Annotated in this window: 10 protein-coding genes and 2 pseudogenes; 8 read left to right on the top strand and 4 right to left on the bottom strand. The window is 52.4% G+C overall.

The features are described from left to right. Positions 1-5: 5 nt before the first annotated feature. A complete protein-coding gene (locus ACTNE6_RS08315) occupies positions 6-2,372 on the bottom strand; it encodes an arylsulfatase (RefSeq protein ID WP_442499307.1) in 2,367 nt (788 codons plus the stop codon). 463 nt (positions 2,373-2,835) lie between these two features. Between ACTNE6_RS08315 and ACTNE6_RS08310 the strand changes: the two genes are divergently transcribed. The 7 genes and pseudogenes from ACTNE6_RS08310 to ACTNE6_RS08280 all read left to right on the top strand — a co-directional run bounded on the left by ACTNE6_RS08310 (position 2,836) and on the right by ACTNE6_RS08280 (position 9,826). Beyond that, positions 2,836-3,642 carry a class I SAM-dependent methyltransferase gene (locus tag ACTNE6_RS08310; RefSeq protein WP_442499306.1) on the top strand — a complete coding sequence of 269 codons (807 nt, stop codon included), beginning with the start codon at positions 2,836-2,838 and terminating at the stop codon, positions 3,640-3,642. 39 nt (positions 3,643-3,681) lie between these two features. After that, the gene (locus ACTNE6_RS08305; protein WP_442499305.1) at positions 3,682-4,260 is read left to right on the top strand and encodes a hypothetical protein; all 579 of its coding nucleotides are present in this window, start codon (positions 3,682-3,684) and stop codon (positions 4,258-4,260) included. Between the two features lie 549 nt (positions 4,261-4,809). Next, complete coding sequence (locus tag ACTNE6_RS08300) at positions 4,810-5,211, top strand: hypothetical protein (protein WP_442499304.1); 402 nt, start codon at positions 4,810-4,812, stop codon at positions 5,209-5,211. A gap of 105 nt (positions 5,212-5,316) precedes the next feature. After that, a pseudogene (locus ACTNE6_RS08295) lies at positions 5,317-7,764 on the top strand (arylsulfatase). Positions 7,765-7,874: 110 nt separating this feature from the next. After that, positions 7,875-8,147: pseudogene (locus ACTNE6_RS08290) on the top strand (SRPBCC domain-containing protein); the annotation flags it as partial. 83 nt (positions 8,148-8,230) lie between these two features. Next, positions 8,231-9,058 carry an alpha/beta fold hydrolase gene (locus tag ACTNE6_RS08285; protein ID WP_442499303.1) on the top strand — a complete coding sequence of 276 codons (828 nt, stop codon included), beginning with the start codon at positions 8,231-8,233 and terminating at the stop codon, positions 9,056-9,058. Between the two features lie 282 nt (positions 9,059-9,340). Continuing rightward, complete coding sequence (locus ACTNE6_RS08280) at positions 9,341-9,826, top strand: GNAT family N-acetyltransferase (RefSeq protein WP_442499302.1); 486 nt, start codon at positions 9,341-9,343, stop codon at positions 9,824-9,826. A 455-nt stretch (positions 9,827-10,281) separates the two neighbouring features. Here the strand turns inward: ACTNE6_RS08280 and ACTNE6_RS08275 are convergent, their stop codons facing one another. Together ACTNE6_RS08275 and ACTNE6_RS08270 are read right to left on the bottom strand one after the other, a co-directional pair. Further along, positions 10,282-11,250 carry a hypothetical protein gene (locus ACTNE6_RS08275; protein ID WP_442499301.1) on the bottom strand — a complete coding sequence of 323 codons (969 nt, stop codon included), beginning with the start codon at positions 11,248-11,250 and terminating at the stop codon, positions 10,282-10,284. 192 nt (positions 11,251-11,442) lie between these two features. Next, positions 11,443-13,365, bottom strand: coding sequence for an alpha/beta hydrolase (locus ACTNE6_RS08270; protein WP_442499300.1), 1,923 nt, complete (start codon positions 13,363-13,365; stop codon positions 11,443-11,445). Between the two features lie 827 nt (positions 13,366-14,192). On the opposite strand from ACTNE6_RS08270, the gene ACTNE6_RS08265 reads away from it, so the two are divergent. After that, entirely contained in the window at positions 14,193-14,432 is a 240-nt protein-coding gene (locus ACTNE6_RS08265; protein WP_442499299.1) for a hypothetical protein, read from the top strand. Between the two features lie 133 nt (positions 14,433-14,565). On the opposite strand, the gene ACTNE6_RS08260 is transcribed toward ACTNE6_RS08265, so the two are convergent. Next, positions 14,566-15,492 (bottom strand): hypothetical protein, encoded by a 927-nt coding sequence (locus ACTNE6_RS08260; RefSeq protein WP_442499298.1) that lies wholly within the window; start codon positions 15,490-15,492, stop codon positions 14,566-14,568. Positions 15,493-15,706: the final 214 nt, after the last annotated feature.

Raw genomic sequence — 15,706 nt, 5'->3', positions numbered from 1 at the left:
AGGATTCATTTCACCTCGACAGTCACTTTTTCGATCTTGCCGGTGAAGCGCGTTTGTTCGCCCTCGCCGAGGCTGTCAACCACCGGCGTGGCCTCGTCGATGCCCACATCGGCCGTTTCGTCGATCGCGAATATCCTCGGCTGCGTTCGATCGATGCGGCCTTCGGCGACTTTGCTGCCGTTGACGGACAGCGCGCCTGTTCCGCCCTTGCCTACTCCGCCGCCGTCGTAGGCGAAGTCGAACACCAGCGTGGCCTTGCCGGCCGGCAAGGCTTCCGGCGCAGTCACCGTATAGCGGTTCAGACCCAACCAGTTATAAGTGTAGGCAGGCTTGCCGTCCTTCAGGTACAGGCACCAGCCGCCGAACCGTCCGCCCTGGGCGAGAATAACGCCGTTGGCGCCGCTCTCGGGAATTTCCAGCTCGGCGGTGATGGTCTTGGAGCGGTTTTTCACGTCGATAAAGACGTTTTCCATCATGCCCGTCATGCCCTCGCCGAGTGTGAGCCTGGTGCGGCCTCCCATCAAATCCGGCCGCCCCACCTCGGAGGCGGTAAAGCGTTCGAGCAGACGGTCGTCGATCGGCAGTACGTTGTACTTAACCGCCTCACTCATGAACAGCTTCTGCATTTCGGCGAGCTTCTGCGGATTCTCTTTCGCCAGGTTGCGGCTGAGGCTGAAATCCTTGCGTACGTCATAGAGTTCCCAGATGTCTTCGGTCAACGAGCGGCGATTCTCGGTCTCCCAGGGCGCCCGGTGCAACGTGCCGGCAAACCAGCCGTCATGATAGACGGCGCGGTTGCCGAACATCTCGAAATATTGGGTGACATGGCGGTCCTTGGCCTTGGCATCATCAAAGGTGTAAGCCAGACTCACCCCCTCGATGGGTTTCTGCATCGTGCCGTTGACCACTTTGGGTTCAGGGAGATGGACCGCTTCGAGGATCGTAGGCACGATGTCGATCACGTGATGGAACTGGCTGCGGACTTCGTTTCTGGCCTTGAAGCCCTTGGGCCAGTGAATGACCATACCGTTGCGTGTGCCGCCGAAGTCCGAGGCCACCTGTTTGGTCCACGCGAACGGCGCGTCGAACGCTACCGCCCAGCCCGCCGCCATGTGCGGATAGGTTTCGGGCCCGCCCCATTGATCCAGATGCTTGAGCTGGTCTTCCACCGTTTCCTGCACATAATTGAAGTAGGTCATCTCGCTGAACATGCCGTTCATGCCGCCCTCGGCGCTGGCGCCATTGTCGCCTTCTATATAGATGAACAGGGTGTTGTCCAGCTCGCCCAGGTCCTCGAGCGCCTTGACCAGTCGGCCGATCTCGTGGTCCGTGTGTTCGGCGAAACCGGCGTAGACTTCCGCCTGGCGCGTGAACAGTTTCTTCTCGTCCAGCGTGAGCGTGTCCCAGTCCTTTATGGCCTCGGGCTTGACCGTCAGTTGAGTGCCGGCGGGTACAACGCCGAGCTCGATTTGCCGCCTGAGCGTCTCCTCGCGCTGCTTGTCCCAGCCCTGGTCGAACTTGCCTTTATACCTGTCGGCCCACTCCTTCGGCACATGATGCGGCGCGTGGGTGGCGCCGGGCGCATAGTAAACGAAAAACGGCTTGTCCGGCGTCAGCGCCTGCTGATAGCGGACCCAGGCGATGGCCTGCTTGGTCATGTCGGTAGTGAAGTGGTAGTTCGGGTCATGCGGCGGCTGGACCTTGGTCACGCCATCGTAAATCAAAGGAGACCATTCATTGGTCTCACCGCCCAGGAAGCCGTAGAACTTATCGAAGCCCTGCAGGGTCGGCCAGCGGGCAAACGGTCCCGAAACGCTGATTTCCCAAGGCGCCGTTTCATGCCATTTGCCGAAAGCGCCGGTGCTGTAGCCGTTGAGCCGCAGTATCTCGGCCACCGGCGCCACGCTGTTCGGCAGCACGGCGGTATCGCCGGGAAATGCCGTAGCCGTCTCCATGATCGAACCGGTGTTGGCGGTGTGGTGGTTGCGGCCCGTCTTCAGCGCCTGACGGGTCGGCGAACATAGCGCCGTCGTATGGAAGTTGTTGTAGCGCAGTCCTTCCCGCGCGAGCCGGTCCATTGTCGGCATCGCGACCGGGCCGCCGAAGGTATTGGCCGTGCCGAAGCCCATGTCGTCAATCAGCACGATAACTACGTTGGGGGCGCCCTTTGGCGCCTTGACCTCGAAACGCGGCGGAGCCTTGGCCTTGCGGGCATCGAGTTCCTTAATCGGCGGATAATCGGGTTCGATAATGGGCAGGATTGTGCGGTCGAGCTTGGCAGCACCGGGCGTGGCAGCCGCTACCCCGGCCGGCTCAAGGGCGGCGAAAACAGACAGAATGAATAAGGCTACGAACAGATATTGTCTTTTCATTTTTCTTATCCTTTTCCGGAATGCCTGTGCTTCATCGATTGGGATAAAGATCGGTCTGGCCTGGCCGGCTGCCTGTGTTTAAAACAATCTCAGCATGAGCAGCTCTGGATTGGTTGACACTCCAGCTGCCGAGCCAGTTCCCGGAGGATCTGTCCAAGCGTGCGTATGCAGCAAGAAGCCGGGATTAGCCAGACTTCACATTAGTGCGTATTTCTCCGCATTCAGTCGCTTGAACAACTGGTTTCAAGTCAAAGCCCGGTAATTGTCAAGCTAGACCGTAATGGTACGAATAGAAATTCAGCCAAAAACAGGAACAATAGCCGCTGAAGTAACGGAAATGCGGCTTGGCCCAGGATAAACAATTATCACATCCATACGAACTTCTTATTACACAGTGCTTTGCCGGCAACCGTCTATGGGATGTCCCGGCGAGAGACCAATATGCTGACGCAGAGATTCAGCCATGGGCATGACTTGCAGTAAAGACTTCGGGCCCATCCGCGATGATTACCTCTTTTTTGAAGAGCATAGCACGGAAGCCGCCGAAGATTTGCTCGCCTATATGCCTCACGTCCATGTACGTACGGCTGGAAGCGGCCCGATTCATATGCTGGACTTCGGCTGCGGCTCAGGGCGGTTCTCCCGCCAGTTTCTCGCCTTGGCCCGCCTGCCGCCGGAGCGGCTGCGGCTCTCTCTGGTCGAGCCTGAGCCCGGCTATCTCCGACAGGCGCTCAAGCAGCTGCAGCCCTTCTCTGCGCATCCCGCGCAAGCCTGGCCGGCGCTGCCGCCTGGCCTGGAAGTCCGCTTTGATCTGGTCCTGGCCAACCATGTTTTTTACTATGTCCCGCGTCTTGATGAAGTGCTGGCCCGCATTCTTCGCGCTTTAACCCCCACAGGGCTGTTCCTCGCCGCTATCGCCGGGCAGAAAAACAGGCTGATCCAGTTCGCGACCTATTGTTTTACCCTGATCAACATGCCTTATCCTTACCACACAGCAGAAGACTTTGAGGCCAGCCTGGACAGGCAAGGCGAAGTTTATCGCAAACAGGCCATGCATTATGAGCTGGCTTTTCCGGATGCGGAGGAGAATCGGTTGAAAATCATGCGCTTCCTGATGGGGGACTATTTCGATGAAATCCCGCGGCAGCCTATGATGGATCTTTTCTCGCCTTATGCCCGGGCCGGCCGGATTGCGATTAAGACGGGGCATGAGCAGTTTGTCATTCAGCGCCAGGCAATGGGGGCCGCGCAAAAGATTGGGCATACCTGAAAGTCGCTCTCCTTTTAATCAGCTTTCGTGGAGATTCAAATGAAACCATCAATCTCAGCAATATCAGTTATTCGTACCGTAATGATTTTCGGCATCTTCGCATTTTCATCTCCGACGTTTTCCGGTACGGACGAACAGACGCAGCCAAACAACTTCGGCGCACAAATTGCCGGCACATACCTGGCGATGCCTCAATCCGCTGATGAATCGACCAGAATTCTGAACCTTTTCGCGGACGGCAACCTGACGAGCATACAGTCCGTTCAGTTTAAGGGAGAAGTGCCTCCCAATGCTTTCAGTAACCAGCATGGCACCTGGAAAAGCAGTGGAGACAATAAGGCTGAGGCTACCGTTTTGAGTATTGTGTATGATGCGGCAACGAACGCGTTCTTGGGCACCGTAAAATCCCGATTCGATATGCAATTCGACAATACACTGCAGACTGTAACCGTCACTGTAAAAGGACAGGTTTTCGGCCCCGGCATAGACCCACTGAATCCCGGCAGCGTTCAGCCAACCGATGAATTCAGCCATAACTTCCAGGCGAAACGTGTTGCCGTCGGCAGCGCAGGCTCTACTCCTGGCGATACAAACACTGGCACTGACAGCTCAAATTAATTGAACAGGGCTTACGCAGTTTGCCTGTTCAACCGTCGAAATAGGCGGTTTTAAAACCTGTGGGGGCGACTGCCGACAGTAGGCGCTCTAGGCGGGGCAGGCTATGCATTCACACGCCCTGCCCGGCTTATGTTCCGCCTATCCTTACATGCAGAATCAGAGCCATCAGTAATTGGACGGATAGTAATAGTACGGATAGAAAACCGGCTTAAAACATGAACAATGGCCGATAGCCGCTACAGTGGCGGAAATCCAGTTTGGCTCAGCGTCAATAATCAGTCGTTGCATCAACACGGACTGCATTCATGCGTTGCTCTCCGTCGGCCGCAGGCTTGGAAACCGGGACTCTCGCCACCCTGCCCGCGCTTCCTATCGAAAATGCCGACAAGCCGCGATGCCCGTGACAGTCCGGATGGCAAATGCGAAAAGTCGCCCGATAAACTGCCAAGTCTTCTGAGCCATAAGGCTGGCCATTATGCGGCCAGACTGTTGAGTTGCGTCGCTGGAAAGCAAATATCGCTCACAACTGAAGCAGCCAGGAGGAGACTCGTGACCACGATAATCAATTTCATCAGCGGCCTGCTTGTCATCGCCACGCTTCTCCAGACCACTGGATGCCAAACGGTAGACACAAAGCATACGCAGGCTGTCGGCAGTCCCAAGTATCCGCCGTCCGATCCGTCGCAGGTTCAGATTCTGCGCACGGAACCGACGCGTCCGCACGTGCGCCTGGGCGAAGTCAGGGCCGAACCCTCAAGCGAGAGCGTCGATGTCAGCAAAATTGAAGAGGCTTTGCGCCAGGAGGCGGCCAAGCTGGGCGCTGACGCGGCAGTCGTTGTCTATGACCGTACCGAGGTCACCGGCGCCTGGGTCACCGGATCGTGGCGGGACCGGTCCGTTCAGCCGATCGAAAGCCGCGTCGTGATCGCCATAGCCATCAAGTACCAATAACTTGGCCGAATTCGGGTAACAGCGATACTCAAACAACAGCAGTACGTATCACCGCCGGAACAAGCGCAGGGAGACAGCAACTTCAAACAACGATAGGAGATTGCAATGCATACAGCTAGTCTTCAGAAACAGCAGTTGGGCGCATTACTCGGGCCGTTGTTCATAATTTTCATTTTACTGGCGCTTTCGCTCGACATTGCCTGGGCAAAAACTCCGGGCGGCACCGTGCTGCCTCCCCCCGAGCTGCCATTCAAGGGCAAGATCGAGCAGACTTACAAGGATTCAAAACCCGACAAGATTCCGGTCATCAAGGCGCCGGCCGGGGCGCCAAACATCCTAGTCGTTCTGATCGATGATGTCGGCTACGGCGCCTGGGGGACCTTCGGCGGGCAGATTCCCACGCCCAACCTGGACAAATTGGCGCAAGGCGGCCTGCGCTATACGCAATTCCACACGACGGCGCTGTGCTCGCCCACCCGGGCCGCCTTGCTGACCGGGCGCAACCACCATTCGGCCGGCACCGGCACGATCACGGAAACCGGCACCGCCTATCCCGGCTATACCGGCCAAATTCCGAAGAGCACGGCGATGATCTCGGAGATCCTGCGCCAGAACGGCTACAGCACCGCCTTCTTCGGCAAGAACCACAATGTCCCGGACTGGGAGACCAGCGTTTCAGGCCCTTACGATCGCTGGCCCGGCCTGCAAGGTTTCGACCACTTCTACGGCTTTATCGGCGGGGAAGCGAATCAGTGGGCGCCGGCGCTTTATCGCGATCACCAGCCCGTGGAAATGCAGGTCCCGAAAGGCAAGGAAGGCCGCTATACGCTCAACGATTCGCTGGCGGACGAAGCCATCAAATATATTTTCCAGCAGAAATCGGTCACGCCCGACCGGCCGTTCTTCATCTATTATGCGCCCGGCGCCACGCACGCGCCGCATCATGTACCCAAAGATTGGCTGGACAAATTCAAGGGGCAATTTGACCAGGGCTGGGACAAGTACCGCGAAGAAGCTTATCAACGCCAGCTCAAGCTGGGCGTTATCCCGCCTGATACAAAGCTGACGCCCAGGCCCAGGGAAATTCCGGCCTACGACTCGCTGACGCCGGATCAGAAGCGGGTGGCTGCACGTTAAATGGAAGCGTTCGCGGCTTATACCGCCCAGACCGACTACGAAGTGGGGCGCGTTCTGGATGCCGTGGACCAGGTCGGCCAGTTGAATAACACCCTCGTCTTCTGGATCATCGGTGACAACGGAGCTTCCATGGAAGGCCAATTGTATGGTTCTTTCAACGAGATGGCAGCCTTAGGCGGCATACAGGAAGATTCAGCTTTTATCTTGCAACACCTGGACGAAATCGGCGGGCCCAATGCCTACAACCACTACCCGGTGGGCTGGGCCTGGGCCATGAACACGCCGTTTCAATGGGGCAAGCAGATCGCCTCACATCTCGGCGGCGTACGCAATCCCATGGTGATCACTTGGCCGGATCGCATCAAGGACAGAGGCGGCCTTCGCTCCCAATTCCATCATGTGACCGACATCGCGCCTACTATTCTGGAAGCGGCGAAACTCCCGATACCCAGCGAAGTGAACGGCGTCAAGCAGAAGCCCATGGAAGGCGTCAGCATGCTGTACAACTTCGATCAGCCTAGCGCCGAAAGCGCACGGCACGAACAGTACTTCGAGATGTTCGGCAACCGGGCGCTGTACAAGGACGGCTGGATTGCCGCCGCTCGCCATGGCCGGCTGCCGTGGACGACCGGAACCTATGATTTCGACAAGGACAAATGGGAACTTTACGATTTGACGCACGATTTCAGCGAAGCCGACGATCTCGCCGCCAAACATCCCGACAGGCTCAAAAAGCTGCAGGACGAGTTCTGGGTGCAAGCCAAAAAATTTCAGGTTTTACCGCTGGACGACCGCCTGGCCGAACGCATCGATCCTCGCTTGCGCCCAAGCCTGATCGAGGGACGAGCCCGGTTCACCTATTATCCCGGAAGCATCCGAATTCCGGAGAGCTCTGCGCCGCCAACCAAGAACACATCGCATGGCATTACGGCACACATCGAAGTGCCCCAAGGCGGTGCTGACGGCGTTCTGGTTGCAGAAGGCGGCGTAGTCGGCGGCTTTTCCCTTTATATTAAGGACGGACGGCCTGTCTACGAGTATAACTACTTCACTCAGGCCCGCAGCAAAGTGACTGGGTCCGAAGTGCTGTCGCCGGGGCCGGCCGCCATCCGCATGGAGTTTCGCTATGACGGCGGCGGCATCGGCAAAGGCGCTACGACGACACTCTTCGTCAATGACAAGAAGGTGGGCGAAGGCCGCATTGAAGTTACCAACTGGGGGCGTTTCTCGGCTGACGAGACCTTCGACGTCGGCGAAGATACGGGATCGCCCGTGAGTGCAGATTATGCTTCGTCCAATCGATTTACGGGCATCCTCAAGAAAGTGGAAATTGACATCAAACCGGCAAGCGTAAACACAGCCGATCAGGAAAAAATCAGAAGCATGGCAGTAAGATCAAGGCTTGTGGAGGAGTAAGGCTGGAATCGTTTACAGCGATTGCATGCTGGAGAAAGAGCCGCCGTGCCTGTCAGCCGCCGAAAGCGAGCGACGACTAGCACAATCCGAGAAGCGTAAATGACCTTCGGGTTGGAGGAAGGTTTTCGTATAGAATGGAAGCAAAAGACGGCGGCAGGGGGTTTGATTTTGAAGGAACCTATGCAAATGTGGTCCCAAACAGACTGATTGAGTATATCCTGGAAGATGGGCGGACTGTTTCAATCAACTTTGAACCAGTGAATAACAAAATCAAGATTATGGAAACATTTGACGCCGAAGATGCGAATTCGGCTGAATTGCAGAGGCAGGGTTGGCAAAGCATTCTTAACAGGTTTGCCTTATATGTTGAATCGAGAATATAGTGGTCTTGGAAATCAACATTTCTATCCAGCTGGCGACGTTGACAGACTACCGCTGAACCCAACTATCAAACGCCAGGAATATAATGAAACAATCATTGAAATTCAGTCAGTTCGGTGCCGATGACGGACAAGTAGTCATCTATTTTCATGGTGCGCCCGGTGCGCCGGAAGAATGCAAAATTTTCGATCCTGATGGGAAAAACCACGGTTTGACGTTTGTTTGTTTTGATCGGTTTTCTATCGATGCTTCGGTAAATGGGGAAACGTATTACAAGCTTCTGGCTGAGGAAATTTCAAAGAAAGCCGCCGGGAAACAAGTAGATGTCATCGGATTTTCAATCGGCGCTTTTATTGCGCTGCAGACGTGCCGTTACATGACTGACGGGGTCGTCAAAAGTCTGCATTTGGTTTCCGCAGCTGCGCCGCTGGAGGCAGGAGATTACCTTGAAGCCATGGCTGGCAGACAGGTTTTTCAGTTGGCTAAAGCATTTCCTGCCCTGTTCGTTTTATTGTCTTACTGGCAAAAATTGCTCGCCTTGCTTTTCCCCAATGCATTATTTCGCGTTTTATTTGCCAGCGCCGCCGGTGCTGACAAAGCACTGGCAGCCGACCGCGCATTTCAATCCGACATCACCCAAGTATTGAGATTGTGCTTTACTGACCGCGTGCAAGGCTATGCGAGAGATATCGGAGCTTATGTGAGCCCATGGAAAACCACGCTTCCGGAGGTTTCCGCCAAAACATACATCTGGCATGGCGCGGAGGATAACTGGTCGCCGAAGCTTATGGCCAATTACCTGAAATCAGCGATCCCAGGCTGCACCTCGATCAAGATGTTTAACGGCCTGTCACACTACTCGTGCCTATACCGGGCGGTGCCTGAAATATGCAATCTACTGGGTAAGGCGTAACATGACGGCCGCTTACGGACATCGCCATCCGGAGCGCTACCGAATTCGAAGACCAATTTCCGAGCACTAGAATGACGTTCCACATAGTCTTCGAATTTGCCGACATTTGAGCAAATGTCGGCAGATTCGCTGTCGAAGGCAACGAACAGAACTTTGATCGGCTTGCGGAAAAACTGTTGCGGCTGGAGCAACCGTGAAGCCTCATCCTTCAGTCGATCAAAAATCGTACGAAATGATACACTTGGCCCCTTAATTTAAAAGCCAAAACCGGAGAGCCGAACGATGACAATCCTTGTCCCTATGTCCCAGGAAGAGTTTATCGCATTCGCTGCCGAGGCTGTGCCTGCGTATGCGGCCGACAAAGTTGCGGCCGGCCAGTGGCATCAGGCCGAGGCGCTGGACCTTGCACGCAAGTCATTTGAAAAACTTCTGCCCCAGGGCCTGCAGACAGTGAATCACCATCTGTTTACGCTGTATGACCGAACGAATCAAGCCGACGTTGGCGTGCTGTGGATCGAAGTTCAGAAACGGGCGGGGAAACAAGTCGCTTTTGTCAACGACATCTCTATCAAGCCCGAATTTCAGCGCAAAGGTCACGCCAAGCGCGCTTTAACAGCCCTTGAGAGCCTTGCCGGATCTCTCGGATTATCAGGTATTTCCTTGCACGTATTTGGCCACAACAAATCTGCACAAGCTTTATACGATAGCCTTGGTTATCGCCCGACGAACGTCCTGATGTTTAAGCCAATCGAGGATACAAGCGCCTAATCCTCTCGGTCAAGAGAATCCGCCGCAGCCAGAATCTTCTGAAGTTAATAGCATATGTGTCTTTTCAGCTCCGGCTGCCTTGCTTTGCAACCGATCTTTTATCTGCAATGTTAATTCTCCTCTCAATATCTGTATGACCGAGGTGAATCCCGGACTGGACAGAAAAGCATTGTCTAGTTTTACAAGCTTATTCGGCACAATCTGGGTTATCGCTATAAAAAACGCTTGCCGCCGGCCTATTAAGTGGCGGAAGTTCAGGCCATGCTTGCAACACGCGAGGCGGCCCTCAAACACCGGCCGCCTTACCGTCCCGACCTGAATCCGATCGGGTAGATCTTGGCCAGACGGAAGGCGCTCCTGCGCACGGTCGGCCAATTAATGGATCGTTCTCAGGCCGACGAATGCCTGAACTTCTTGATTCAGGCTATGTTTCTGATTAAAAGATTAATGCTCTATTAATCGGCTGCCAAAAATTCTGGAAATCTCTGTTTACTTCCCCGATCAGAAAAATTTTGGAGTATGTATTTTAAAGAAACAAGGTTCAGCGTCATTCTGAATAACACGTCATTGTTGTGCAACAAACCGTAACAATGATAGGTCCTCAGCATGATGTTGGTCTGGTTCAAAGTATTGCTGCCTGATTCCGGGCGTTGATCCACCAGAATATGCAGCTTTTCATTGTTTTTAAGCAAGCTTAAAGCGCGCCGATCCACTGAAATTTCATGAGAGGTATAAACCATAGGATTGCGCTTAAAGTCATGATTTTCTAACTGCGCCTTTTCCAATAAGGCACCGGAGCTCAGGCTGCAAGGAAATATCTCGGGATACTGCGCAGTTTGCGTTAGCTCATCGAAATAATCCGATTGCTCGGCAAAAGACCCGGAGAGAAAGTTTTTAACCGAGCCATTATTCAAATATTTACGCTTAAGAAAATAATCCGTGCCGGGCACCCTAGTGCAATCCGGAACCTCATCGAGATCCGGCAGATTGTCAAGTTTAGTGTCGGCTAAAAACAGTGGCGCTTGCGTTTCTTTTTTAAAGCCCAGCAGCACGGTTTTGTCATCCGATTTCATGGCAATGCGATTGCCGAGCGTCAGGCTGGGGATCATGTTGATCAGGGTTTTTTTAATATCCAGATAGACGGGCATGCGCGGGCGAACGGCGTTGACAAAGGTGATTTGATAGTTGCTGTAGCGCAGATCGTGCTCGGTAATCACTTCGTTTTCATGATGCAATTCCCGATAGAGGCGCATTTGATATTCGATCAGGGTATTGAGTTGAAACCCCAAAACGATAGGGCCTTTGAACGGGTTGTGTGCAATTTGTAGCCACTTATGCTTGTCATGAAACAAATTAAAGTCATCCGAAGCGTTACGCGCTGCTTCGATATGAAGCTGATCGAAAATAAACGGTTGATTATTCATTAGTTCGTCTCCTTGATTCACATCCGGCGAGACATTTCTGTCCCGCCCGTTTTAGTTATTACATTATCGATAAGGATGCAGTGGAGTATAAAGATAACGTTGTTTCAGGCGTTAGAGACGGGGTAAAAGCCCCCGCCTCGCAGAGTATCAACTTCCATTAACACCTTATAAGCCATCTCGAACCAATATAACTCATAGACACGATGCCTTAGTCAGCCAACCGTATAAATCACCCACATCCACTAAAACACGTTCAGGGCCTAAGTAATAAACATGGTTGTCACTGGCTGACACTCCTACATAAGAGTCTGTCTGGCTGTAATGGCGATAAGTATAGGGCGATTGAAATTGTGATTTTGCCCCAGCTGGAGAAAATAAGTTTGAGTAATTACGTTCCGCCCAATCCAGAAGACATTCCGTACGGGACTTGTGTCCAAGGATGCTTTGCATCATCTGCTGCCTCGCATCCACTTTTTCATCTTTAAGCGCAGGTTCAGGGGTAGCCGCTTGTGAAGATATGTCGCCGGAGGATGCCAGTTCGGCCGATGTATAGGCGAAAGGTGCAACATCTTGCTGGCAGCTAGCTCCAGCCCCGGGAATCTTGGAGGTGAGCAGATAGTTAGACACAACCCGGTCCACGCAGGATGAGAGAAACAGTGACGTATGTCCCCAGCCTTCGAGCGTCAGCAGGACCGAATTGGGCAGGAGGCCGTGCGTTTGCACAGCACCTTCATACGGTGTTAAGGGGTCGAAACGGTTGGCAACAAGGAGTATCGGCCTTGAGGACTTGCGGGTAAACGGGCCGAGATAACGGTCTGGATCGTTACCCTGCCAAACGGCACAAGGGCTGGATTGCCAAGCCGTGAGGCGCCCAAATACCCCATCATTGGCCTCGGCGGCTTCTCCCGCCAAGGACCAAGCCGCGTAATTATCGGGATTGATGGAATCGCTGCACATGACCGCGAATTGCTGGGCGGCGAGTGCCTTATCATCGGGACTGGGTATGTCGCCTAGGGCAGCAAATAAAGCAGCAAATGCACGTCCCGCTCTAATAGCCGCGTCTTCAGAGCCGGTGATAATAGTGGCGTGAATTTCATTCAAGACGTTCGCCAGCAGCGGCCATCCAGATGAATGCACCAGCGCGCTGAAAACCGTTTCAAGGAATCGGTCATAGGTCAGGTCGACGGGACCGAAGATCGGATGAATTATCTGGACAGGCCTCGTCCGCAAGTGATCGACCAGGAAATCAAAATTACTGGCCGCGGCATTGCCGAAAGGACACTGAGCGACACCCGCTTGATCGCAAAGACGCAAGAATTCATTCAGCGTCGCCTGCGCCCCTTCATCTCTGGGAAGCCTCGTGGTAACGGGCAGGTTATAGCCTTCGTTGCCATAGCCGGTAGTGTAGGCTATGGGATCAACAACGCCGTCCAGAACCATGGCCCGGATCTTGTTAGGAAACAGGTTCGCATAAGTGATGCCGAGAAAGCTTCCATAGCTGTAGCCCACATAATTGAGTTGGCTATCGCCGACGGCCTGGCGGAGCAGATCCAGATCCCGGGCTACGTTAGCGGTTGACATATGATCAAGCACACTGCCGCCGTTAGCTTTGCAGGCACTGGCCATCGTCCTGTCGAAATCTGCCCACAAGGCTTCTTCGGCAGGATTCTGGGGAAAAAAGAACGGCGGCACAGAAACTGGGCCGTTAAAGCACACCAGAGGACTGCTGCGGCCTATTCCGCGCGGATCGAAGCCGATCACATCGAAGTGTTCGCGGATGTTTGGAGGAAGAAAGGGGCCGGCGCCGAGCACGAAGTCGACTCCCGAATTACCAGGCCCGCCGGGGTTGAAAAAAAGCGATCCAACTTTTCTTCCACGACGTACGGTTGCCGGCAATTTAATCAAGGCCAGAGTGAGTTTTTCTCCTTTAGGTGCATTATAGTCGAGAGGTACATCGACAGACCCGCAGAGAAACGGGAGTCCAGACTCTCGGTAACACGTTTGCCAGTTTATAGTTGGCGGTTTCTTATCTCCGCCTTGATGCGCCGCGGCCATTCCGGGAATAAGTAACAACAGCAATATACTAGGCCACCGATGAAAAAATTTAAGAAACATAGTCACACCCCTTTATATAAGTTTTTAATAGGTTCTGTTGCGTTAATTTTTGATAGGCACAGATGGACTATCGGCTTACAGAATTTAGGTGTTAATCTTGTTTTTATCTTACTGCCCACCCACCACATCATTTCCTGTAATAGCGGCAAGGCGTTTTTCTAACATATGGATTAAGCGGCCAGATAAATAAAGCTAGGCGGCATAGATAGGTCAATGGCTAAAAGCATTAGCGGTTGAAGCTGCGCCTAAAGCCAACAGGATGCCTGCGGTTAAGATATTTCTACTGGATTGGCTCACATCCAAGACTCCATATGAGATAGAAGATCATCAGATAGGCTCTGATGTATTTGGATCAGCTAGAAAAACCGGAATTATATTGGTGATCTTTCTAGCTCAACCTGGACAGTAGTTTCATTCACAATCGCCTAAAATTTCCATAGAACCAATTTCAAAAAATACATAAAATCTAAAGAAACGCTTGAAGCAATTGAGCCTAAAACCAGCAGGATTGATGTATTTGGATCAGCCGGAAAAGTCGTATACTGTTTCGGCGAAGTTACCAGCTCTGCCACGACCTTAGTTTTGAGCAAGCAGACCTTAAATCTCCATAGAACGAATTTCAAAAAATACTTAAATCTGAAGATGTGCTTAAAAAGTAATAGGCATAACGCATGGTTATTTGAAGTAAAAAGGGCAACCGGAAATCTGGCGCAGAAAAATTGAGCAAAATTAACTGGGCTGTATTGACATTTTCTGGCAGTTTCATAGAAATTGCGCCATTTTTAAGCAATGACGACCCGACTGGTGCTCAGCGATGATGAATGGTGATGCATTTTTTCCAATTCTGGCAGACGCATCAGCATGTCCACTCGGATTTGCCTAACGGACAAGTGGAAAATTGGTTGGCGTTAGCGCCTGAATGTGTACAAGGAGGGGCGGCGGATAAAGGCTATGGCAGCGATGCCTTATTGGAACCTTACAGAACCAAGCCCTTGAGGCGGCCATTCCGCCTCGTAGTGGCCAGAGTAGAGCCTGTGATGGGTTTATTGATAAAGGACGTCATTTGATAGAATGCTTTTTCAACAAGATCAAACACTACCGTCGAATTTTTTCCCGATTCCAGAGACCCGCCCGGAATTACCCGGGGTTTCTGCGTTTTGCCCCAGCTTCGATTTGACTGTAGTGAAATGTCAACATAACTTAATAAGGAAGATTTTTGAGTATGTCCTTTAAAGAAACAAGGTTCAGCTTCATTCTGAATAACACGTCATTGTTGTGCAACAAACCGTAACAATGATAGGTCCTCAGCATGATGTTGGTCTGGTTCAAAGTATTGCTGCCTGATTCCGGGCGTTGATCCACCAGAATATGCAGCTTTTCATTGTTTTTAAGCAAGCTTAAAGAGCGCCGATCCACTGAAATTTCATGAGAGGTATAAACCATAGGATTGCGCTTAAAGTCATGATTTTCTAACTGCGCCTTTTCCAATAAGGCACCGGAGCTCAGGCTGCAAGGAAATATCTCGGGATACTGCGCAGTTTGCGTTAGCTCATCGAAATAATCCGATTGCTCGGCGAAAGACCCGGAGAGAAAGTTTTTAACCGAGCCATTATTCAAATATTTACGCTTAAGAAAATAATCCGTGCCGGGCACCCTAGTGCAGTCCGGAACCTCATCGAGATCCGGCAGATTGTCAAGTTTAGTGTCGGCCAAAAACAGTGGTGCTTGCGTTTCTTTTTTAAAGCCCAGCAGCACGGTTTTGTCATCCGATTTCATGGCAATGCGATTGCCGAGCGTCAGGCTGGGGATCGTGTTGATCAGGGTTTTTTTAATATCCAGATAGACGGGCATGCGCGGGCGAACGGCGTTGACAAAGGTGATTTGATAGTTGCTGTAACGCAGATCGTGCTCGGTAATCACTTCGTTTTCATGATGCAATTCCCGATAGAGGCGCATTTGATATTCGATCAGGGTATTGAGTTGAAACCCCAAAACGATAGGGCCTTTGAACGGGTTATGTACAATTTGTAGCCACTTATGCTTGTCATGAAACAAATTGAAGTCATCCGAAGCGTTACGTGCCACTTCGATATGAAGCTGATCGAAAATAAACGGCCGACTATTCATTTTTTTCAGTGTGTAGAGGAGTTAATGATTAATTTATATCAATGTTTAGATTAACTTCAACCTGGAAATCTCTCATTATCAAGCATGATTACAGAAGCATGCCCGAAAGTACCAGAGGCAATCCTAACTTCAAGCCTAAGCCTCAACTTAGTTAAAGAATTGGCTGACTGCATACGCTGTTTCACTATTTGCTCGAGGTACACCAAATTCCCGT

Source organism: Methylobacter sp. sgz302048 (genome assembly GCF_052162025.1).
Taxonomy (GTDB): Bacteria; Pseudomonadota; Gammaproteobacteria; order Methylococcales; family Methylomonadaceae; genus Methylobacter.
Note: the sequence above shows the minus strand (reverse complement) of the source record. Positions and strands in the feature narration are given on the sequence as shown.